The organism is Pseudofrankia coriaricola (assembly GCF_001854805.1).
GTDB lineage: Bacteria > Actinomycetota > Actinomycetes > Frankiales > Frankiaceae > Pseudofrankia.
On the sequence record NZ_MBLO01000234.1, the window covers coordinates 13518 to 35947 of the forward strand.

Below are 22430 nucleotides of genomic sequence, written 5' to 3' on the forward strand. Positions count from 1 at the left end.
ACCAGCCGTTCGGAACCGGCTTGACCTGGGCCAAGCGGCCCACCTGACCTGACCGGGACGTTGACGACCACCTCATGACCATCACCGCCATCACCGCCATCACCGCCACCACCGCCGCCGTGGCCACCGCCAGTGGCCCGACCCGCGCCGCATGAGCGTCACCCTGCCCAAGGGCGGCAACGTGCTGCTGTCCGCCGTGGCACCTGGCATCGAGCGACTCCGCGTCGCGCTCGGTTGGGACGTCCCGCCAGCCGGTCCCGCCGCCGGTGCCGCTGGCTTCGCGGCCACGCCTGAGCTGGACGGCGTTGTGAGCGTTGTGAGCGGCCGTGGGGGGGCTGGCGAGTCCGCGACGTCCACCGAGGTGCTTCTTGCTCACCAGGTGCCGAACCCGACCGAAGGGCCAGCCACGCCGCACGCTCCGCCGCGCACCGGGGCCCGCGACGTCGAGACGATCGTCGTCACGTTGGCCGCCGTTCCGGCCGAGGTGGGCCGGCTGCAGATCGGCGCGGTGATCGTCGACGCGCCCAGCCGCGCGCAGGCCTTCGGGTCGGTACGCGGCGCGTACATCCGCGTGCTCAACGACGCGGACGGCGTCGAGCTCGCCCGCTACGACGCGCGGGCGGAGACCGGGCAGGAGACCGCCCTCGTCTTCGGTGAGCTCTACCGCCACCCGGCGGGCTGGAAGTTCCGAGCCGTCGGCCAGGGCTACGCCCAGGGCCTCGCCGGGTTCACCGACGGGGACGGGCACGACCCGGTGCCCGCCCGCCCCGCCGACGTCGTCGGTTTCCTCACTCGCACGTCGCCCACCCGGTCGCGGCGCAAGGTCGTCGACCATCTGCACCCGCCGCGCGCCGCGGCGGGGGTGGCACGCCCGGGGGCATCACCGCCGCCCGCGGGTGGCCAGCCCGCGGCGCCCTCCCGGCCGGCACAGCGGAGTCCGGCGCCGTCCCGGCCGCCGGTCACACCACGATCGCCCGCGGCTCCCACCCGCCCGTCGCCGCCGGGCCCGACCACGCCGCCAAGGCCACCTGCCACACCGCCAAGGCCACCCGCCACACCGCCAAGGCCACCCGCCGCGCCGTCTCGGCCGGTGCCTCCCGCGCCGATGCCGCCGGCGCCACCCGCGCCACCCGCGCCGGCGAGACCCGCGGCGCGTTCGCCACTCGACCTGAGCGGTGACTCCCACGAGCCGCCGGCACGCGTAGCGGCGCCGCCGCCCACCGCGGCGGCCTCGCCGACGCCAGGGAAGCCGACCGGGGCGCGCTCTCCCCTGGACCTGGACGACCACGACGGCGCGCCCGCCGCTCCCGCCGCCCCGCGGGCGGGGCGCTCGCCGCTCGACCTCGATGCCGACGAGCCGCCCGGCGCCGCGCCGCGCCGCCTGGCGCCGCCGCCCGCCGCGCCACCCGGCGCGGTGGCTCCCAGCACCGCGTCTCCCAGCACCGCGTCTCCCGGCACTGCGTCTCCCAGCACCGTGTCTGCGTCCGCGCCGGCTCGGCCCGCGGACGGGGCGGCCGGTGACGCTGGTCGCCGGCCGGCCGGCCCGGCGCTCTTCGGCGAACGGTCGTCGCGGTACCGGCAGCGTCTGGAGCACGTCACCGAGCTGGACGACGACCATCCGGCCACCGCCTGGACCGCCGAAAAGCGCGGCTCCGGCTCGATGACGATCACGCTGACCTGGGCTCCGTTGACCACCAGGACCGGGCTGCCGCGGCCGAGCGACCTGTACCTCGGCTGCCTCTGGCAGGCGCTCGACGGGTCGGCCGGAGTCCTGCAGACGCTCGGCGGCGCGACGAGCGCCCCCGGCCGCGGCGCGGGCCGGCAGGTCCTGGCGCTTGCTCCCCGCGACGAGCACGAAGGGCAGAAGATCTTCGTCGACCTGCGGGCGCTGGAGACGTTCAAGCGCTTCTTCGTCTTCGCCTACGGCCTGCGCAGCGCCCCGCAGTGGAATCTGCTGCGCGGGGAGCTCACGGTCGGCGCGCGCACAGGCGAGCACCTCGACATCCCTCTCGGAGACGCCCCGCCGACCGCGCGGACCTGCGTCATCGCTTCGTTCCACGTGGCGCAGGACGACCTAGTAATCCGCCGCGAGAACGCGTTCTTCGACGGCACCCAGGCCGAGGCCGCCGCCCACTACGGCTGGGCGCTTCCCTGGAACCCCGACGGCATGACCATCCGCGACCGCTAGGACGTGTATGGCGCAGTGTCGGCGAGGACGCCGGACAGCGCGACGGGCACGGACGCGCCGGGCAGCAGGCTGTAGAGCTCGGCAACGGTCGGCCGGGCCTTCGGTCCTTGCGCATGGCCGCGTCGAACTCGTCGAGCAGCGCGACGTTCTGCGCGTTCGCCCGGTCGGGGATCTGGCAGACGGTCTGGCTCGAAGACACGCCGCCGTGCCATGTCTCCCGGCTCACCTCACCCGGCTCCACATCCGTTACCAGGCGGACGCATGACCGACGGTCTGTAGATGCGCAACGTTAACCTTCGGCTCGGAATGTGAGGACGTCCAGCCGGTACGAGCAAGGAACGGGGGTCGCGCCATGGCCAGTCTGCTGGGTGCCGTCCTGGTCGAGGTGGCCGGTGCGGTCGTCGTCATGCTGGTGGCGGCGCTACTGCGCCGCTGGATCGGCGTGCCCACCGGAAACCCCGCGGTCTGACGCGGTCGTCCGACGACCGGCAGCTGCGGCACCGGTGTCAGCTGCCGGAGGAAGGCCGCTGGTGCCCGTCGTGGTGAGCTGACCCCGTTTGCGGGATGGCGGTCGCCTGGCCGCGGGTGTGCTGGCCCACGAAGGTACCCGCGGCGATCGCCAGGGCCACCGGCCATTCGACGACGTCCACCACGGCAAGTGTCCCGAGGCCCAGGTAGTAGGCGGTCTTGGCGGGTGAAGGGAAGCTCACCGGGCCCATCCGCCAGCCCTCACCGGTGGGCGGAGCGGGCACTTCGAACCGGGCGGAGAGGAACGGCAGTCGGACCGTGGCCGTCCGGGTTCGCGACCGGTCCGCGTCCTCCTTGGCTGCCACCGGCTGCGACCGGTCGGCCTGGGCCGGGGAACGCACCTCGGTCTGCCGCTGCCTGGTGGTTGTCGTGCTTGAGCGCGCTGTCGGCGGCATCGTGGATCCCTCCTCGGACACGAGAAGCCTGCAGTTGACTACCAATTGTAATCGTCCCGTGACGTCCCGGCGCCCCAGGTTCATGATCGATCCGCGGACGGCCGAACCGCGGTCGCTGTCGGTGGCTCGTCGGGATTGGTATGGGACTGTCGGGCGGCCGACCGCGTTGCCGCTCTCCTGACCGGATGTGCGTCAGGCCGCGCCGACCGCTCCGGTCCCGGTCGGCCGCGGTTGTCGGCGGCTGGGCCTCACGACGTGAGGAGCTGCGCCGCCTCATGTAGATCGCGATGGGCGGCGGATCCTCGATCACGATGGCGAGTGGCCCTGAGTCGAACGCGGGGTCCGCGTTTAGCCGGGTCAGGACCCGCGGCGGGATCATGGCGACCGTACTCACCGGATAGTGAGCACAGAGGCACGCTACGTCAAGGTGGGTTACTGTGCGCTGTCGCGGTCAATGACCTGTCGCGATATCCACGCCTGCGGTAGACGCGGAGGAGATCGGCCGATGCGCCTGACGGGAGTCCACGCGGTCTGTCGGATCCCCGCCGCGCTCGTCGGGACGCTCGTCGCGCCCATGGCGGCCGGTCTGGACCTACTTCCCCTGCCCGGTGTCGGTCCCGCCCGCTCGGATCGTCGCCCGCGTTCCGCCGGGACACGGCAGGCAGCCGCGGCTCGGTCGACCACGCGGCCGCCGACCACGGCGGCGCCAACCGCGCCGCGGTCGACCACAGCGCGGTCGACCACAGCGCGGTCGACCACAGCGCGGTCGACCAAGGCGCGGCCGGCGACGGCACCGCCGACCGCGGCGCCCCTGCCTGGACCGGACCGCTGGCCGCCCGCCGCTTTCGCGGCGCCGATCCGACGGGCGGGCGTGGCGCTGGCCGCCGACGGGGTCGCGCTCACCCTCGCCTCCGCGGGGCGGCTCGCCCGCCTGGTCCCGGTGCCGATCGAGGTCGCCTCGCTGGTCACGCTCGTCGACACCCAACCACGGCTGCGCCGTCAGCTGGAACGCGCGCTCGGCGCCGGCAGGGCGGACCTTGTGCTGGCGCTGGCCAACGCCGGTGCGCTCGCGCTGGCGCAGGGCAACACCGGGATCGCGGTGGACGCCCTCCACCGGTCGGCCGGGCTGGCCGAGGCGCTGACCCGTCGGGCGGCCTTCGAGGCCGCTCGGGACGACCTGGCCGGCCGCCCTCGGCGCGACTGGGAGAACGAGCGAGTGGTCGCCGAGTTCCTCGCCTCCAGCCGCCCGCGGCCGTTGCCGCCCGGGCCGGTCGAGCGGCACGCCGATCGGTCCCTGGCGGCGGGGCTCGGCGGGTTCGTGGGTCTGACCGCGTTGACCGGTGCGCCGCGGCGCGCCGCCGGGGTGGCCGTCGCCGCGCTGCCCCGGCCGGCGCGACTCGGCCGGGAGGGCTTCGCCGCCCAGCTCACCCGTGTCCTGGCCCGTCGCGGCGCGCATGTGCTGGATCTCGCGGCGCTGCGGCTGCTCGACAGGATCGACACGATCGTCCTCGACGCCGACGTGCTGCGTGGCGACCAGTACCTGCTCGCCGACGTGGTGCCGTTGACCGGCGCCGACCCGGGCGAGGTCGCGGTTCGGGCGAACGCCCTGTTCCGCGCGCGGGACTGCGCCGCCCTGGTCACCGTGGACGGCTGGACCCTCGGTCCGGTGGAACGCCTCGCACTTCGGGGCCGGACGGGCGCCCGGGAACGGCGCGAGCTCGCTCGTTCCAGCACCGGCCCCGTTCTCGGTCTCGCCCGCGGCAGCCGGCTGATGGCCGTCGTGTCTGTCGCGCCCGAGCCCGCCCAGGGGGCCGAGCTCCTGCTCGCGGCCTGCCGGCGGGCCGGCTGCGCCCTGTTCCTGGCCGGTGAGCCCGCGGCCGCGGGCGACCTCGGTCCGTCGACCGCGGATGTCGGTGTCAACCCGGCCCCCGGCTTCACTCCTGTCCCCGGGGGGAACGGACTGGCCGCGACCGTCCGGCAGTTGCAGGCGGAGGACCGCGGCGGCGTGCTGGTGGTGTCCGCGCGGCGGGCCGCGATGGGCGCGGCGGACGTCGGCGTCGGCGTGGACGGTCCTGACGGCTCACCCGCGTGGGGGGCGCACATCCTGGTCGGCCATGAGCTGGCCACCGCCGCCCTGGTCGTCGAGGCGGTCCCCGAGGCGGTCCGGGCCAGCCGGGACGCCGTCCGGCTGGCGGAGATCGGCTCGGCCGCCGGCGCGCTCACGGCGCTCGGCGGCGCGGGCGCGCGGACGGCCGCGCGTGGCCTGGTCATGGTCAACGGGGCGGCCGTCGCGGCCCTCTGCGACGGGATCTGGCGGGCCGGCGAGCTGGGCCGCAGGCCACCGCCGCCGGCCGTCCCACGCACCCCCTGGCATGTGCTGCCCGCGGAGACCTGCCTGGAGCGGCTCGGCAGCGCCCCGAGCGGGTTGACCGGCGAGCAGGCCGTCCAGCGGCGCGGCGAGGCGCCCCCGGGCCGGATGGCCGCGCCCGGCTTCGTCCGGGCGGTGGCGGTCGAGCTCGCGAACCCGCTCACGCCGATTCTGCTCGGAGGCGCGGCGCTGTCCGTGGCCGCTGGCTCGGTGGTGGACGCCGCTCTGATCCTGAGCGTGTCGCTCGGGTCGGCGGTCCTCGGCGCCGCGCAGCGGGGCCGTGTCGACCGGTCGCTCGCCCGGCTGTTCGCTGCCTCGGCGGTCCCGGCCCGGGTGCGCCGGGACGGCGAGGAGCTGAAGCTGACCGCCGACGACCTGGTACCCGGTGACGTGATCACGCTCGCGGCCGGGGACGTCGTCCCGGCCGACTGCCGGCTGCTGTCGGCCGAGTCGCTCGAGGTCGACGAGTCCTCGCTGACCGGCGAGTCGCTGCCGGTCGCGAAGTCGCCGGAACCCGTCGCCGCCGCCTACCTGGCGGAGCGGACATCGATGATCTACGAGGGGACGACCGTGGCCGGCGGGCGGGGCGTCGGGCTGGTGGTGGCCACCGGGACGGCGACCGAGGCGGGCCGCACGATGGCGGCTACCGTCGGTCCCACCCGGCTGGTAGGGGTCCAGGCCCGACTCGCGGACATCACCAGTCTCACCCTTCCTGTCACCCTGGGTGCCTCAGGCGCACTGCTGTTGTCCGGAGTGCTGCACAACCGGCCCCTTGCGGACACCCTCAGCGCCGGCGTGGCGCTCGCCGTCGCCGCTGTGCCCGAGGGACTGCCCTTCCTCGCCACCGCGGCCCAGCTCGCCGCCGCCCGGCGACTGTCCGCGAAGGGCGCGCTGGTACGCAACCCCCGCACGATCGAGACGCTCGGCCGCGTCGACGTGCTCTGCTTCGACAAGACCGGCACGCTCACCGAGGGCCGCATCCGCCTGCGCGCCGTCTCCGACGGCCTGCGCACCGCCGCCGCCGACGAGCTCGACGGGCCGCACCGGTACGTGCTCGCCGCCGGGCTGCGCGCCACGCCGCGCCGGCGGGGGCGCAAGTTGCCGCACCCGACCGATCGTGCGGTGCACAAGGGCGCCGCCGCGGCGGGGGTGACCCGTGAGCACGGCGTCGCGTCGTGGTCGCTGGTCGCCAGGCTCCCGTTCGAACCTGGCCGGGCGTACCACGCGACGGTGGGCGGGACGGGCGCACCGGCCGGGGCGGACGGACAGGAGGCACCCGGCGCAGTGCTGGTGAACGTCAAGGGAGCGCCCGAGGTCGTGCTGCCCAGGTGCGTACGCCGCCGGGCCCCCGAGGGGGTGCTCGCCCTCGACGAGCGCGACCTGGCGCGGCTCACCAAGGAGTACGGCGGGCTGGCCGGGCAGGGTTTTCGCATCCTGGCGGTCGCCGAGCGGGAGCTGGACCCGGTGTCGGCTCCGGGGCCGGGGGAGCTGACCGACGACCACGTCGCCGACCTGACCTTCCTGGGCTTTCTCGCGTTGGCCGACCCGCTGCGGTCCACCGCCGGGGCGTCGCTCGACCAGCTGCGGGCGGCCGGCGTCCAGATACTCATGATCACCGGTGATCATCCCGCCACCGCCGGGGCCGTCGCCACCGAGCTGGGCCTGCTCGGTGGCGACGAGATCCTGGTGACCGGCGCGGAGCTGGACGAGTTCGACGACGGGGAGCTCGACGCGCTGCTGCCCCGGGTGACCGTCGTCGCGCGCGGCACCCCCGCGCACAAGACGCGGGTGGTGGAGGCGTACCAGCGACTGGGAAAGACGGTCGCGATGACGGGGGACGGGGCCAACGACGCGCCCGCGATCCGACTCGCCGACGTGGGGATCGCGCTGGGAAAGCGGGGCACCCCGGCGGCCCGCGCGGCCGCCGACGTCGTCGTGACCGACGACCGCATCGAGACGATCATCGAGGTGCTCATCGAAGGCAGGTCGATGTGGGGGTCTGTCCGCAAGGCGATGGGCATCCTGGTGGGCGGGAACCTCGGCGAGATCGCCTTCACACTGCTCGGTTCGGTCGCGACGGGACGTTCTCCGCTGTCGGCGCGTCAGCTGTTGCTGGTGAACCTGCTCACCGATCTCGCGCCGGCGTTGGCCGTCGCGCTGCGCGAACCGGACCGGGCGGAAGCTGGCGGACTCCTGCGGGAAGGTCCCGAACGTTCCCTCGGCGCCGCGCTGAACCGGGAGATCGCGGTCCGGGCGACCGCCACGGCCGGCGCGGCTGGCGCCGGGTGGCTCGCCGCGCGGCTGACCGGCCGGCGCCGGCACGCGGACACGGTCGGCCTTGTCGCCCTCGTCGGCTCGCAGCTCAGCCAGACCCTGTTGGTCGGCCGTCTCCGCGGGGGGCTGCTGCTGACGACGGCCGCCTCCGTGGTCGTCCTGGCCGTGGTTGTCCAGACGCCGGGGATCAGCCAGTTCTTCGGCTGTACGCCGCTTGGGCCGGTCGGCTGGACCATAGCCGCCGCCGCCACGCTGGTCGCGACGGTGCTCGCATTCCGGGCGCAGCCGAGCGGCGCCTGATACGCCTGCCGAGGCGTTCGATATCGCGACGGTCAACATCGCACTATCGCGACGGTCAACATCGCGTTGCGGTCCGTCATGGACCGTCCTAGGGTTCAGATGTACCTACCGGATGCGGCGGGCGATGAAGGTCCCGCTCGGTACTGAACTGACTCAGCTGGCCTCAGCCGTGAAGCCTGCACCGCCGGCCGAATGTTCGCGTGTCACAACCCTTCGTAAGCCACCGACTGGTATCCCGAGGATACGTCATCGCGGGTGGCGTCCGGGAGACGGAAACGGGAACGAGCCATGGGGGATGGTGTGGGAATTGACCTGGTGGGAACGGCTCGCCCAGGAATAGATATCGCCGGGCTGGCGGCGGAGCAGGCCGAGCTGCTGCCCGAACGCATGACGCTGGCGGCGATCGAGTACAACCGGCAGGAGTTCGACCCGCAGAACTACGCGGTCAACTCGCCGGGTAGTAACAACGCCGCTCTCGACAACCACGCGGAGTCGCAGACGGTCAATGGCAATGGTTCGCTCATCCAGTCGATCGTCAACAGCCAGAGCTTCATCGACAAGTGGTAACCATCGGGCGGGCGGAACCGCGGCGGGCGCAGGCTTCCTCCGTCTGTCGCTCCGCCCGCTCGAGCCGCTTTTCCAGCCGTCGTCGGCCGCGTTTCCCGACATTCTTCGAGGGATCCCCGAGTCGTGGACCGGGCGGGCTGAATTCGTCCGCCGGCCGGCCGGATCTTTCGTTCCAGGGCTGCGCATCGAATGGGACCGACGTTTTTTCTGGCCGCGGCGACGCCCCCGCGGAAATACTCTGAGCCGCCTCCCAGTACGGCTAGCATCCACGCTGAAAGAGGTCGTGGAAGCACCGAACTGGGAGATGGAAAATGAGCGACGCCAGCGCGAAGTGACGGGACGAGCGACCGGAACTGTCCAGGAAATGGTGGAGCTCCTTCCTGATCGGACCACCCTGGCAGCGGTCGAGATCGGCCGGAAGGAGTTCGACCCCACTAACTTCCCGGTCGGCTCTCCGTGGTCGAGCAACGGGGCGATCGACGCCCATGCAGAATCACAGGTCAATGGCGGCTTCATGCCGATCGTGCTCACGCTGGCACCGAGTATCAACATCATAGTCCAGAAGTCAGACCTCGACTTTCTCGACTTTCTCGGCTTTGGGCACCACGCCGACGATGGGTCGACGGCCGACCCAAAGGTCGGCGATGGGCTCGACAAGGGCTAGGGCCGCCGCGGGCCGGCGTCGAGCCCGCCGCGGCATGGATGTGCCGGGTGGATGCGCCAGTCCCATGTGGATCGGCGCGATGATCCAGGATCTTGGCGGCCTGACGCCGAGGCGGCATGCCAGCCAGGTGCGGCGCACGCGGTACGCCTGCCCTCGGCGGGGCGGCCGGCTCTGCGGGGCGGCTGGCCAGGTGGATCGATGAGGCCCCCGAGAGGAGGCGCCGAAAGGGAGGGGACGTTCGATGACGGAGCCCGCGTGGCCAGTGCGGACGCAGGCCCCTCAGGCCCCCGCCCCTAGTCCCATCCAGTTGCCGGACGATACCGGGGCGCCCGGCCGCGTCGCGTTGGCCCGCGTTGAGCCACGTGGTGCTGGGCCGGGCGCCGTCGAGCCGAGTGGCGTCGAGCTGCCCGTCCGCCCCAGCCGGGCTGACGGCTTGGCGTTGCTCGGCGAGTTCGCCGGGTCGGGTTTGGCGCGTCCTGTCTTTTTGGCGCGTCGTGCTGATGGTCAGGTCGCGGCACTCACCGAGCTGCTTGCGGGGATCGTCGAGGCCGCGGACGGTACCCGCGATGTCGCCGCGATCGCTGACTACGTCGGGCGGCGCTGCGGCCGCGTGGTGAGCGGCGCCGACGTCGTATATCTGTTGACTCATCAGCTCATGCCGCTCGGCCTGATCGCTGCCCCGACTGGTGTGACGCCGGCGCCGCGGGCGGGGTCGCTGTTCACGCTCGCTGGTCGGCGTACTCTGCTGCCCGCGTCGGTCGTGCACCGGGTCAGCGGGGTGTTCGCGGTGTTCTTCCGGCCAGTGGTCGTGGCTGTGTTGCTGGCTGTGTTGCTGGCCGCCGATGTCTGGTTGTTTGGTCGGCACAGCGTGCGGGACAGCGCCGCGATGGTGCTGGCCACTCCGTCGATGATCCTGGTGCTGGTGGGCGTCACGCTCGTCGGTGCGCTGGTTCATGAGTGTGGTCATGCGGCGGCCTGCCGTTACGGCGGCGCGCGGCCGGGGGTGATCGGTGTCGGTATGTATCTCGTCTGGCCGGCCTTCTTCACTGATGTCACTGACTCCTATCGGTTGAGCCGTTGGGGGCGGCTGCGCACCGACCTGGGGGGGATCTACTTCAATGGGCTGTTCGCGCTGCTGGTGATCGGGACCTTTGCTTTCACCCGGGCCGAGGTGTTGGTGACGGCGGTGGTCCTCGTCCACGTGGACGCGTTGCGGCAGCTCGCGCCGTTCGTCCGGTTTGACGGCTACTACATTGTCAGTGATCTCGTTGGGGTGCCGGACCTGTTCAGTCGCATGGGTCCGGCTGTGCGGTCGGCCGGGCGTGCGGCGGCGCTGGTGTTCCCGTCTCGGCGGCGGGCTCGGGTGGACGCGGGATCGGCGCTGGATCCGCGGCTGGCCGGGTTGACCCGGCGGGCCCGGCTCATGGTGACCGCGTGGGCGCTGTGCGCCGCGCCGATGCTTGCCGTGAACATCGTCATGTTGGTGGTCTACGCGCCTTTCGTGCTGCCCCGGACGGCCGTGGCGGTGCGCGACCAGTTCGGCCGGGCGAGTCGGGCCCTGGCTGGCGGGGAACTGGTCACGGCGCTCGCTGGGGCCGTCGGCATGGTGCTGGTCGCGTTGCCGGCGGCCGGGATGATCTATGTGCTTGTCCGGCTCGGCCGGTGGGCGGTGCGGGTGGCGCGGGCGCTTCGGACGAGGCGGCGGCGCCCTGGGGGCGGGCAGCCGGGCCGCGGCGTCGCGCCCGCCGTGGCCCGCGGCGCGTGCTGTGCCGCGCCGTCCTCGTCGGGACCGCTCCCGCCGGGACCGCTCTCGCCGGAGGTGTCCTCGCCAGGGCGGTCGGCGGCGGATGGTTCGGCGCCCTCCCGTGACAGGGCGGGGGAGCCACGATGATCCTGCTCCCGGGTCGGCCGGCGGGGCGGTCCCGCGCGAGTAGCCAGTCCCGCCTGAGCACGGCTGTCGTCGCGGTCGTCGTCACCGCCGTGTCGACCGGCGGCGGGTGCGGTGGGTCGGGTCAGACCGCCAAGAGCATCGGCATCGACGGCTCCAGCACGGTCGCGCCGCTGACCGAGGCGGCGGCCGACCTCTTCCGCGAGCACAACCCGGGCATCCAGATCACGGTTGGGACCTCTGGCACCGGAGGAGGGTTCGAGAAGTTCTGCCGGGGCGAGACCGACATCTCCGACGCGTCCAGGTCGATCACGCAGGCGGAGCGGGAGGCCTGCACGCGCGCCGGCATCGACTACGTCGACTTCCAGGTGGCGAACGACGCGGTCACGGTCATCGTGAACAAGGAGAACGCCTGGGCGACGTGCCTCACGGCCGCGCAGCTGCGGCGGATCTGGGACGTGCGCTCGCCGATCGAGAACTGGAACCAGGTCGACCCGAAGTTTCCGGACGAACCGCTGCTGCTCTTCGGCCCGGGCACCGACTCCGGCACGTTCGACTACTTCACGAGCGCGATCAACGGCAAGGGTGGCAGGAGCCGCACGGACTACCAGGCATCCGAGGACGACAACGTGATCATCGCCGGGGTGGAGGGCAGCCGGGGCGGGCTCGGGTACATCGGGTACGGCTACTTCGAGGAGAACACCGATCGGCTGAGAGCTCTCGCGGTCGACGACGGAGACGGATGCGTGGCGCCGAGCGTCGGGTCCGTGCAGGACGGCAGCTACCGGCCACTGGCGCGGCCCCTGTTCATCTACGTCAAAAGGACGTCGCTCGCGCGGCCGGCGCTCGTCGACTTCGTGGACTACTACGTCGAGAACTCGACCGCGATCGCGCGACAGGCGCTGTTCATCCCGCTGACGTCGGCGCAGGTCGCCGTCAACCAGAAGGCCCTCGCCGACGTGGTCGCGTCGGGCCGGCCGTCCACACCGGCACCGGGGCGGTCCTGACATGGCCGCGGACCCGCACGACTTCGACGTCTCCATGGCGACCGGGATCGGCTGGTCCTCCCGGCGGCTGCGGGAGGGACTGGTCCGGCGGGTGCTGATGGCGGCGGCGCTGCTGTCGGTGGCCACCACCATCGGGATCGTGGTGGCGCTGGCCGTGCCCACGGTGCAGTTCTTCACCCGGGTCAGCCCGGTCGAGTTCCTGACCGGCACGGAGTGGACACCGCTGTTCGCGAGCCCTCATTTCGGGGTGCTGCCGCTGGTCACCGCCACCGCGGTCACCACGTTCTGGGCGCTGCTCGTGGCGCTTCCGTTGGGCCTGGGCTGCGCCGCCTACCTGTCCGAGTACGCCGGCCGGCGGACCCGGAAGATCTTCAAGCCGCTGTTGGAGATCCTTGCCGGGGTTCCGACGGTCGTGTACGGATTCTTCGCGTTGACATTCCTCACCCCGTTGCTGCGCGACATCTGGATCCTGCCCGGCAAGGGCCCGCAGATCTACAACGCGCTCTCGGCCGGGCTCGTGATGGGAATCATGATCATTCCGACCGTCGCGTCGTTGTCCGAGGACGCGATGAGCGCGGTGCCCGACGACCTGCGCGCGGGAGCGCGGGCGCTGGGCAGCACCGCGCGGCAGGTCACCACGCGGGTCACGATCCCGGCCGCGCTGTCCGGCATCATCGCGGCGACCATGCTGGCGGTGTCGCGGGCGGTCGGCGAGACCATGATCGTCGCCGTGGCGGCGGGCGGTACGGCCAACCTCAGTCTCGACCCGACCGAGCCGATGCAGACCATGACCGCGTTCATCGCGGCGGCCGCGCTGGGCGACCAGCCGACCGGCAGTATCGGCTACCAGACGCTCTTCGCGGTCGGATCACTGCTTTTCGTCATCACCTTGATCATGAACATCGTGAGTATCCGGCTGGTGCGCCGGTACCGGGAGGTGTACGAATGACCGCGGAAGTCGAACCCCCTGGGCGGTCGGTCGAATACCAGATCGAGACCGTCCGCGGATCGATCCGCGATGCGACGTTCCGGCTGGCCATGTTCTTCAGCATCGGTGTCGCCATCGCCGCACTGGGCACCCTGCTCGTGCAGGTCTTCGTCGACGCCCTGCCCCGGCTCAACCTGGACCTGCTGACCCAGTTCCCGGCCAGCCTGCCGGCGCTGGCCGGCGCGCGGTCCGCGATCATCGGATCGATCTGGGTGATCGGGGCCACCGCGCTGTTCACGATCCCGCTCGGCGTGGCTGCGGCCATCTACATGGAGGTGTTCGCCGACCCGCGGCGCTGGTACAACCGGATGATCGAGGTCAACATCCAGAACCTCGCGGCGGTGCCGTCGATCGTCTACGGCATCCTCGGGCTGGGCCTGCTCGCGCGGGCGGCGCATCTCGGGCAGACCGTGCTCACCGCCGCCCTGACGCTCACCCTGCTGGTCCTGCCCGTCGTCATCATCGTGTCGAGGGAGGCGATGCGGGCCATCCCCAGCTCCATCCGGGACGCCTCCCTCGCGCTCGGCGCGACCGAGCAGCAGACGGTGTGGCGCCATACGTTGCCGTTGGCTGTCCCGGGGATCGCCACCGGGATCATCCTCGCGTTGTCCCGGGCGATCGGTGAGGCGGCGCCGCTGCTGCTTCTCGGCGGCCTGGCCTACGTCACGTTCACCCCGACCGGCCTGGACAGCAGGTTCACCGTTCTGCCGATCCAGATCTTCAACTGGGTCTCCCGCCCGCAGGAGGAGTTCAGGACCCTGGCCGCGGCGGCGATCGTGGTGCTGCTCGCGCTGCTGCTGGTGATGAACAGCATCGCCATCCTGATCCGGAACCACTACCGGCGGACCTGGTGAACGCGCCGCCTCGAACCCGACCTCATCCCCCCATGCGCTTGCTGAGGACGTCGACCGTGTCCGATGCAGATGAACCGATGGCGGATCCCTCGCACGAGCTCGCCGACCAGGACCGGCCGGCCGCGGCGGAGGCGCCCCCCCTGGCGGGGAGAATCCCGCGAGCGACTGGCCGCACGGTGCCGGACGCGCCGGAGGAGATCGTCATCAATGTCGCCGACGTGGCCATCTACTACGGCAGTTTCTGCGCGGTCGGTGGCCTGACCGTACAGTTCGGCCGGCGGGAGATCACGGCGCTGATCGGGCCGTCCGGCTGTGGCAAGAGCACGGCGCTGCGTGCCTTCAACCGGATGAACGATCTCATCCCGGGAGCCCGTCTCACCGGCTCGGTCAGCTACCGCGGTCAGGATCTCTACGGGCCGCGGGTCGACCCGATCACTGTTCGCCGCCGGATCGGGATGGTGTTCCAGAAGCCGAACCCGTTCCCGAAATCGATCTACGACAACGTCGCCTACGGCCCGCGGGTGACCGGCATGAAGGTGCCGAACATGGACGACGTGGTCGAGGAGGCGCTCACCAGCGCCGCACTCTGGGACGAGGTGAAGGACAAACTCCGCCAGCACGCGTTCGGCCTGTCCGGGGGGCAGCAGCAGCGGCTCTGCATCGCCCGGACCATCGCGGTGCGGCCCGACGTCGTCCTCATGGACGAGCCGTGCTCAGCCCTCGACCCGATCTCCACCGCCAAGATCGAGTACATGATGACTGAGCTGGCCGACGAGTACACCATCATCATCGTCACGCACAACATGCAGCAGGCGGCCCGGATCTCCGACCGAACCGCGTTCTTCACCACCGAGGTCGACGACGCGACCGGCCGGCGCTCGGGTCTGATGGTGGAGTTTGACCGGACGGCGAAGATCTTCAGCACGCCATCCGATCAGCGGACGGAGGACTATATCTCCGGCAAGTTCGGCTGAGTCTCCGCGGGTCAGCTCTTGGCGGGAAAGAAAGGGTTGTCCCAGGTGTCGAGGGCGGTGACCTTGTTCAGGGGCTTGCGGCGGACCGGGCCGTGGTGGCCCTCCGGCCAGCCGACGGCGACCAGGGAGGCGATCCGCCACCCGTCCGGGATGCCGACGTAGGAACGCAGCTTGTCCTCGCCGAAGGTGAACCAGGTGCTGGGAACGGTGCCGAGCCCGTGGGCGCGGGCGGCGAGCAGGAAGTTCTGCATCGCGGGAAAGATCGAGCCCGCCTCCAGGAACTCGTCGACGAAGCCCGTCAGCCGGTGGCAGAACAGCACGTAGGCCGGCACGTTCTCGAAGTCGTCGACGAGGTGCAGCATCGTGCGGGTCAGCCGGGCCTGATGGGAGTTGTCGTCGTCCGCGGGGCGCGGCTCGTAGCCGTAGATGCTGGTGCAGACCCAGTCCCAGCCGGCGCGGAACGCCGGGCCCAGGATCGCTCGGGCCTCCGGCGAGCGCAGGACGATGAAACGCCAGCCCTGCGCGTTGGAACCGCTCGGCGCCCAGGTGGCCGCCTGCAGACATCGGGCCAGCACCTCGTCCGGCACCGGGTCCGGCCGGAAGCGCCGCAGCGAGCGCGCCGTCCGCATCGCCTCGAACAGATCTATCTGAGGCGTGTCGGACCCCTGCTCCACCTCGACCATGGCGACCTCCTCCCGGCCCACCCAACCTCCCGTAACTTCGACGTCGGGGTCAAATAACGCGCCGATCATCCCCGTTTGCCCCGTATCCGGCAGCCGCCGGCATCTCGCTGCCGAGCCGCGCCACTGAAGTCCCCTGAAGCCCCGCCCCGCCCCGCCCGTCGGTCGCCTGATCGCGGTTTCTGCCCTTGGGCGGTCGTGAACGGGACTGGATGACATCCACCGGAGGGCACGGGCGGCGATCAAGCGGCCGTCGGCTGCCACGTGGTCGCGCGATCTGCGTGGGGTGCGGTCAGGCGGCGATCAACTGGGGTGGCTGGCGAGGAGTTCGACGACGCGGGCGGTGGGGAGAGCGGCGGCGCGGTGGTCGTCACGGCCGGTCATGGACGCGGCGGTGGTCAGGACGTTGATGACGGCTTCCTCGACCGCCTGGACCGCCGCCTCGTAGAAGCGGTCCATCCATCCCCAGGGGATGAAGCGCAGCGTGGCGTAGTCGTCGGCGGTCGGCTCCCCGCCGGGGAACCGGCTGGTGAGCGCGCCGGCGTTCGCGCTCGAGAAGGCGATGACGAGGTCGCCGGAGAAGTGCGAGCCGGTAGTCCCGGTGCGCGCGATGCCCATGGGCGCCCGGCGGGCGAGCGACTCGCACTGGCCGGGCAGCAGTGGCGCGTCGGTCGCGAGCACCACGATGGCGCTGCCGGCACCGGGCGGCGCCGACCAGTCACCGTCCCAGCCGCCCGCGCCGCTCGCGCCCGCGCCGTTCGTGCCGTCCGAGGGGACCGCACCGTCGCCGCTGTCGCCGCTGTCGCCGCTGTCGCCGCTGTCGCCGCTGTCGCCGCTGAGCGGGCGGCCGACCGGGATGCCGGCGACGCGCAGCTCGTCGCGGCGGCCGAAGTTCGCCTGGACGAACGCGGCGACCACATAGCCGTCGGGGCCATGGCTCACGACCCGGGAGGCGGTGCCACTGCCGCCCTTGAAGCCGTAGCACATCATCCCGGTGCCGCCGCCGACGGCGCCTTCGGCGACCGGCCCGCCGGTGGCGGCGTCGATCGCGGCGACGGCGTGGGCCGCTGTCACGTGGCTGCCGTTGATGTCGTTCAGGTAGCCGTCCCAGGTCTCCGCGACCACCGGCAGCAGCCAGCCGCGGGCCAGGTCCGGCCGGTTGGCGACCACCCAGTCGATGACGCCCCGGTGGCACGGGCCAACGGCGTGGGTGTTCGTGATGAGGATCGGCATCGCCAGGCTGCCGGTCTCCCGCAGCCACGCGGCGCCCGTCATCTCACCGTTGGCATTGAACGCGTGGACCCCGGCGGCGACCGCCGAGCCGATGCCCCCGCGCCCGGCCGGCAGGATCGCGGTGACGCCGGTCCGGACCGGCCCCGCGCCGGTCCGCAGGGGCCCCTCGCCGCTGATGAGTGTCACGTAGCCCACCTCGACGCCGGGGACGTCGGTGATCGCGTTCAGTGGGCCTGGCGTGCCGTCGAAGGGGAAGCCGTGCGCGCGGGCGCGGCGTCGGGGCTCAGCCACAGACCCGATCCTGCCCGGCTACATGCGGCCGATGCGCGCGCGGGTGGCGGGCGCAACCCGGCGGCCGTGACCCGTGACCCGGCGGCCGAGACCCGAGACCCGTGGCCTGTGAGCCGCGAACCGCGACGAGCGGCCGGCGATCCGGCCGCCGGCCTCGTTCGGCCCGGGCCTCGCCGCCGCGCTGCCGCGGGCCACGCTGCGTGTGCACGAGCACCTGGGGCACTTCGGCCCCTTCCAGGCACCCGCCGCGGTCGGCGCCGACATCCTGAGGCATCTCGCCGATCCGGCTTCCCCACGGGCCGCCGCCGCGTCCGGCGACCGCCCGTTGGCTCCACAGCCTCGCGGGTAGGGCCGGCAGGGCCGAGGAGCCGGCCGACGGGCTTCGACGGGCTTCTCTGCCGGCCCGGCAAGGGATCGTCAGGGCCTTCTCACCGCAATGGCGCGACCCCGCGTGGTCGGAGGCCTCGCGTGGTCGGAGGCTCGGCCGCCGGCGCGGACTGACAGCCCGGCGGCGGGAGACAGCCACGGCGAGGGAAGATGCGGGCGTGAGTGGATTTGGGCTGGTCAGGCCGCCCGCGCTGGCAAGCGCCACTGTCCTGCGGGAGGAACTGTTCCGGCTGGACATAGGGCGCCAACAGGAGAGCTGGGCGACGGCGCGGGTTGTCATCCTCGACGACGAGGGACGCTCGACGATCGCGCTACCGGCCCGGCCACGCGCCCAGCGGCCCGAGGAGATCGGTGGTGCGCCCGAAGCGTCACCGCCCGCCGATGCCGATGCCGTGGCGCGGCTGGTGACCCGTTCCGGGGTGAGCGTCGCGGCGTCCCCGTCGACCGACGCCGTGCTGCTCGGCGAGGCTGACGGGACCGTCTACTGGGCGTTGCGCGCCGACCGCGCCGACCGCGCCGAGGAGGTGGCGAAAGCGCGCTGGCTGAACCTCGCCACCGTCGGCGGCGAGCTGCCCGGACTCGACGCCGCTCTGTTCACGACCGCGGTCTCGCTGCTGACCTGGCACGACCGCGCCCGGTACTGTGCCCGCGACGGCTCGCCGACCCGGCCGACGAAGGCCGGCTGGGCGCGGGTGTGTGCCGCCAAGGAACACGAGGAGTTTCCCCGTATGGACCCGGCGATCATCTGCCTGGTTCATGACGGCGCCGACCAGGTCCTGCTCGGCCGGCAGAGGACGTGGCCGGCGGGGCGGTTCTCGGTGCTCGCGGGCTTCGTCGAGGCCGGGGAGTCCCTCGAGGCGTGCGTGGTACGGGAGATCAACGAGGAGGTCGGCATCGACGTCACAGACGTCAGCTACCTGGGAAGCCAGGCCTGGCCGTTCCCGCGCTCCCTCATGCTCGCCTTCCACGCCGCCGCGGACCCGTCCCAGCCGATCAGGCTGGACGACAACGAGATCGCCGAAGCGATGTGGGTGCATCGCCGCGACCTCGACGAGGCGCTGGAACGGGGCGACTGGCGCGGCGGCGGCGACGGCCAGCTGCTCCTGCCCGGCCACTCGTCGATCGCCCGCATCATGATCGAGTCCTGGGTCGCCGACCGAGACTCGATCCGTGGCATCTGAGCACGTCCATAGGCAGGCCTATCCGACACAGTTCACCCGACGGGGTACGGACTGTGTTACCTGAGAAGCCTATGGAGTGGCTGAGGCACCACAGATCGGGATTGAGCTGGCGTCTGGCGGAGATGGCACCTGTCCGTGGGCGTGGCGGGGTGAGGCTTTCATCCTCACCGGCGGCGGTGGCTCGGTCAGCGGCCCGCACAGCCGTGCGCGGTCAATCGCGGAGAGTAGGCGCCGCGGAGTTGGGTGTTGATCGGCGGCCGTGGGAAGAGTACCCAGGTCCGGGACGGGTCGGTGGTGCTAGGCAATGACGCCGAAGGCGGCCAGGAGGCGGCGCAGGGTGGCCGTGGGCAGGCCGATGACGTTGTCGAGGTCGCCTTCGACGCCTGCCACCAGGCGCCCGCCCAGGCCCTGGATCGCGTAGGCGCCGGCCTTGCCGAACGGTTCGCCCGAGGCGGCATACTCGCGGATCTCGTCCTCGCCGAGCGGGCGCATCGTTACGGTGGTCGTCGCCGCGCCTTCCCGGTGCTCGCCCGTGGCCGCGTCTACCACGGCGAGCCCCGTCACGACCCGGTGCGTCCGGCCGTCGAGCCGGCTGATCATCTCGACCGCCTCGTCCTGGTCGGCGGGCTTGCCGAAGATTCGCCCGTCCAGCTCGACGACCGTGTCACCGCCGATGACCAGCGCGTCGCCCACGCATCCCGCCACCGCCCGTGCCTTGCGCCGGGCCAGCTGAAGCGCGAAGTCCTCCGGGCCGGCAAAGGTCTCGACGTTCTCGTCGACGTTGCTGGTCACGACCTCGAAGGCCACGCCCATGCCGGCGAGCAGCTCGCGTCGCCGCGGCGACCCGGAGGCAAGCACGATCCGCCTGAGGGACATCTGGCTCCTTCACGGCTGAGGCGGCCGCGCGACTGACGCCGCGCGTTGCTGACGACCGGGGCTGGTGTGGCGCCGCCCGGCTCGACGTGGCCCGGCCCGGCCCGGCTTGCGCGGTGCGACTGGCGGCGGCGGTGCGGCTCTGACCGGCTCCATCGTCGAGCATGCCGGTGCGGTCATGTGTATGTCACGAATCGTCACGCTCGCGTAACCTGTCTTGTTTCCTACCCCGATACCTTGTTTCCCGTTAGGGTGCGAGTCGGCGGCAGGGGAGCGAGCGTCGACGCGCCGTCGCCCGGACCCCTTCCGAGCCAGTGGAGCCTGACGTGACGATCGACGAAAGTGCCCCCCGCACCGACCCCGTCCCAGCCGTGGCGGCGGGGCTGGATCTCGCCGCCCGGGCCCGCCAGGACGGAGTGAGGTTCATCCTCGCGATGTTCGTCGACCTCGTCGGCAAGCCGTGCGCGAAGCTCGTGCCGATCGAGGCTGTCGACGAACTGCTGGCCGACGGCGTCGGGTTCGCCGGCTACGCGGTGGGCGCGATAGGCCAGGTGCCGTCGGACCCCGACCTGATCGCCATCCCCGACCCGGCGAGCTACACCCCGTTGCCCTGGGTCAAGGAGGGCCTCGCGCTGGTGCACTGCGACCCGCACGTCGAAGGCGTGCCCTGGCACTTCGCGCCGCGGGTGATCCTCAAGGCTCAGCTCGCGGCGGCGACGAGCCGGCGCCTGGAGCTGTTCGCCGGCGCCGAGATCGAGTACTTCCTGGTCACCCGTGGCCCGGACGGTGCGCTCGGGCTCGCGGACCCGCGGGACGTCGCGCCCCGCCCCTGCTATGACGCCCGCGGCCTGACCCGGATGTACGACCACCTCACCGAGGTGTCGACGGCGATGAACGCGCTCGGCTGGGCGAACTACGCCAACGACCACGAGGACGCGAACGGCCAGTTCGAGCAGAACTTCGCCTACGCCGACGCGCTGACCACCGCCGACCGGGTGATCACCGCCCGCTACCTGATCTCCGTGCTGGCCGAGCGCCGCGGCATGACCGCGACCTACATGCCCAAGCCGTTCGCCGACCGGACCGGCTCCGGCCTGCACCTGCACCTGTCGCTGTGGCATGACCGCACGCCGCTGTTCCCCGCCGGGGACGCAGCCGCGCCGTTCGGGCTGTCCGACGTCGCGCGCCGTTTCCTCGCCGGCATCCTCGAGCACGCGCCCGCCCTGCAGGCGGTGCTCGCGCCGACCGTCAACTCCTACAAGCGCACCGGCGCGACGTCGACCCGTTCGGGCGCGACCTGGTCGCCCAGCCGCGCGACCTACGGCGGCAACGACCGCACTCACTACGTGCGCATCCCCGACCGCAACCGGATCGAGCTGCGCGGCGGGGACGGCTCGGCCAACCCGTACCTGGCGATGACGGCGGCGCTCGCCGCCGGCCTCGACGGCATCGAGCGCGCGCTCGACCCGGGCGGCCCCGGCCCGGGTCCCAGTTCCGGCGCCGTCGCGGGCGAGCCGGCGAGGTCCGAGCTGCCGCCGACGCTGCTGCACGCGGTGGAGGCGCTGGGCGCTGACCCGGTCGTCGCCGCCGGTCTGGACGCCGCCGGGCCGGGGGTGGCCGACTACTTCGCCGCGCTCAAGCGCGACGAGTTCTTCGAATGGCACGCGGGCGTCGGCCCCTGGGAGCACGACAGCTACCTCACAGCCTTCTGACCTTTACAACCTTCTGACCCTTCGCCGTATCCCCTTGCTCGCCGCATTTCCCGAAAGGAGATCAGGCCCGTGTGCGGGATAGTCGGGCTCCACCTGCGCGACCCCGAGCTGTATCCCCAGCTCGGGCGCCTGTTGGAGACCATGTTGTGCCAGGTCGCCGAGCGCGGACCTGACTCGGCCGGCGTCGCCGTCTACGGCGACCAGCGCCGCTGCCCGGAGGGCCACGCCGCCGTGTCCGTGCTGCTGCCGGCGACCGGCGCCACGCCCGCGACCGGCGCCACGCCCGCAGTCGGTGCGGTGCCGGCGACCGGCGCCGTGTCGGCGACCGGCGCCGCGTTGGACGCGGCCAGGGCTGAGCTCTCGGCCGCCGTGCGGGCGGCGTTGTCGGGCGGGCCCGACCCGCTGGTGACCGCCGCGGGCGCCACCACCGTGATCGCGGCGCCGGTCGCCGTCGACACGTTGGTCGACGCGGTCCGCCGGTCGGCGCCCGGCGCACTGGTCGTCGGCTCCGGCCTGGACCTGACCGTATACAAGGACGTCGGAAACCCCCGGGACCTGGCCGTCACCTACGACCTGGCGAACGCGTGGGGCTGGCAGGGCCTCGCGCACACCCGGATGGCGACAGAGTCGGCTGTCGTCCCGGCGGGCTGCCACCCGTTCTCGGTCGGCCCCGACCAGTGCCTCGTCCACAACGGCTCGTTCGCCAACCACGCGACGATCCGCCGGGAGCTCGAGGCCGAGGGCGTCCGGTTCGACTCGGAGAACGACTCCGAGGTCGGCGCCCGGTTCGTCGCCGCGAGGCTCGCCGAGGGCGTCGACCTGGACAAGGCGCTGCGACTGCTGTGCGAGCGGTTCGACGGCTTCTACACGTTGCTCGTCACCAGTAACGACGGGTTCGCCGTCGTGCGCGACGCCATCGCGTGCAAGCCGGCGATCATCGCCGAGACCGACGCCTGGGTCGCGATGGCCTCGGAGTTCAGGGCCCTCGCGGACCTGCCCGGCATCGACACCGCCCGGATCTACGAGCCCGAGCCGGAGAGGGTCTACGCATGGCACCGCTGAGCGGAGGAGCACGCGC

16 protein-coding genes are annotated in these 22430 nt (G+C 72.4%); 12 read left to right on the top strand and 4 right to left on the bottom strand.

Annotation, left to right across the window (positions count from 1 at the left end; translation table 11 throughout):
• The first annotated feature begins 151 nt into the window (after positions 1-151).
• The gene (locus BCD48_RS55060) at positions 152-2188 is read left to right on the top strand and encodes a TerD family protein (protein WP_071051714.1); all 2037 of its coding nucleotides are present in this window, start codon (positions 152-154) and stop codon (positions 2186-2188) included.
• A 506-nt stretch (positions 2189-2694) separates the two neighbouring features.
• Here the strand turns inward: BCD48_RS55060 and BCD48_RS52555 are convergent.
• Positions 2695-3111 carry a hypothetical protein gene (locus BCD48_RS52555; protein WP_198543451.1) on the bottom strand — a complete coding sequence of 139 codons (417 nt, stop codon included), beginning with the start codon at positions 3109-3111 and terminating at the stop codon, positions 2695-2697.
• A gap of 871 nt (positions 3112-3982) precedes the next feature.
• Here BCD48_RS52555 and BCD48_RS29785 point away from each other — a divergent pair.
• The 8 genes from BCD48_RS29785 (at position 3983) to pstB (ending at position 14995) form a co-directional block, all read left to right on the top strand.
• A complete protein-coding gene (locus tag BCD48_RS29785) occupies positions 3983-8053 on the top strand; it encodes a cation-translocating P-type ATPase (protein ID WP_241842090.1) in 4071 nt (1356 codons plus the stop codon).
• Between the two features lie 288 nt (positions 8054-8341).
• Entirely contained in the window at positions 8342-8620 is a 279-nt protein-coding gene (locus tag BCD48_RS29790; protein WP_083419399.1) for a hypothetical protein, read from the top strand.
• A gap of 283 nt (positions 8621-8903) precedes the next feature.
• The gene (locus tag BCD48_RS52560; protein ID WP_198543452.1) at positions 8904-9284 is read left to right on the top strand and encodes a hypothetical protein; all 381 of its coding nucleotides are present in this window, start codon (positions 8904-8906) and stop codon (positions 9282-9284) included.
• A gap of 241 nt (positions 9285-9525) precedes the next feature.
• Positions 9526-11175, top strand: coding sequence for a M50 family metallopeptidase (locus BCD48_RS29800; protein ID WP_241842091.1), 1650 nt, complete (start codon positions 9526-9528; stop codon positions 11173-11175).
• Positions 11172-12179: a PstS family phosphate ABC transporter substrate-binding protein gene (locus BCD48_RS29805; protein WP_083419400.1), complete on the top strand. Its 1008-nt coding sequence runs from the start codon at positions 11172-11174 to the stop codon at positions 12177-12179. Before BCD48_RS29800 ends, BCD48_RS29805 begins: the two co-directional genes overlap by 4 nt.
• Position 12180: 1 nt before the next feature.
• Positions 12181-13128: a phosphate ABC transporter permease subunit PstC gene (gene pstC, locus BCD48_RS29810; protein ID WP_071051716.1), complete on the top strand. Its 948-nt coding sequence runs from the start codon at positions 12181-12183 to the stop codon at positions 13126-13128.
• The gene (gene pstA, locus BCD48_RS29815) at positions 13125-14021 is read left to right on the top strand and encodes a phosphate ABC transporter permease PstA (protein WP_071051717.1); all 897 of its coding nucleotides are present in this window, start codon (positions 13125-13127) and stop codon (positions 14019-14021) included. Before pstC ends, pstA begins: the two co-directional genes overlap by 4 nt.
• Positions 14022-14098: 77 nt before the next feature.
• A complete protein-coding gene (gene pstB, locus BCD48_RS29820; protein ID WP_083419401.1) occupies positions 14099-14995 on the top strand; it encodes a phosphate ABC transporter ATP-binding protein PstB in 897 nt (298 codons plus the stop codon).
• A gap of 11 nt (positions 14996-15006) precedes the next feature.
• On the opposite strand, the gene BCD48_RS29825 is transcribed toward pstB, so the two are convergent.
• Complete coding sequence (locus BCD48_RS29825) at positions 15007-15678, bottom strand: nitroreductase family protein (protein WP_071051794.1); 672 nt, start codon at positions 15676-15678, stop codon at positions 15007-15009.
• A 300-nt stretch (positions 15679-15978) separates the two neighbouring features.
• Entirely contained in the window at positions 15979-17199 is a 1221-nt protein-coding gene (locus BCD48_RS29830) for a DmpA family aminopeptidase (RefSeq protein ID WP_071051718.1), read from the bottom strand.
• A 545-nt stretch (positions 17200-17744) separates the two neighbouring features.
• Here BCD48_RS29830 and nudC point away from each other — a divergent pair.
• Entirely contained in the window at positions 17745-18767 is a 1023-nt protein-coding gene (gene nudC, locus BCD48_RS29835; protein WP_071051719.1) for an NAD(+) diphosphatase, read from the top strand.
• 297 nt (positions 18768-19064) lie between these two features.
• On the opposite strand, the gene BCD48_RS29840 is transcribed toward nudC, so the two are convergent.
• On the bottom strand, positions 19065-19643 hold the full coding sequence (locus BCD48_RS29840) for a Maf family protein (RefSeq protein ID WP_071051720.1): 579 nt from the start codon (positions 19641-19643) through the stop codon (positions 19065-19067).
• A gap of 323 nt (positions 19644-19966) precedes the next feature.
• Between BCD48_RS29840 and glnT the strand changes: the two genes are divergently transcribed.
• Both glnT and BCD48_RS29850 read left to right on the top strand, forming a co-directional pair.
• Complete coding sequence (glnT, locus tag BCD48_RS29845) at positions 19967-21352, top strand: type III glutamate--ammonia ligase (protein WP_071051721.1); 1386 nt, start codon at positions 19967-19969, stop codon at positions 21350-21352.
• A gap of 69 nt (positions 21353-21421) precedes the next feature.
• A complete protein-coding gene (locus BCD48_RS29850) occupies positions 21422-22414 on the top strand; it encodes a class II glutamine amidotransferase domain-containing protein (protein ID WP_071051722.1) in 993 nt (330 codons plus the stop codon).
• Positions 22415-22430 lie beyond the last annotated feature (16 nt).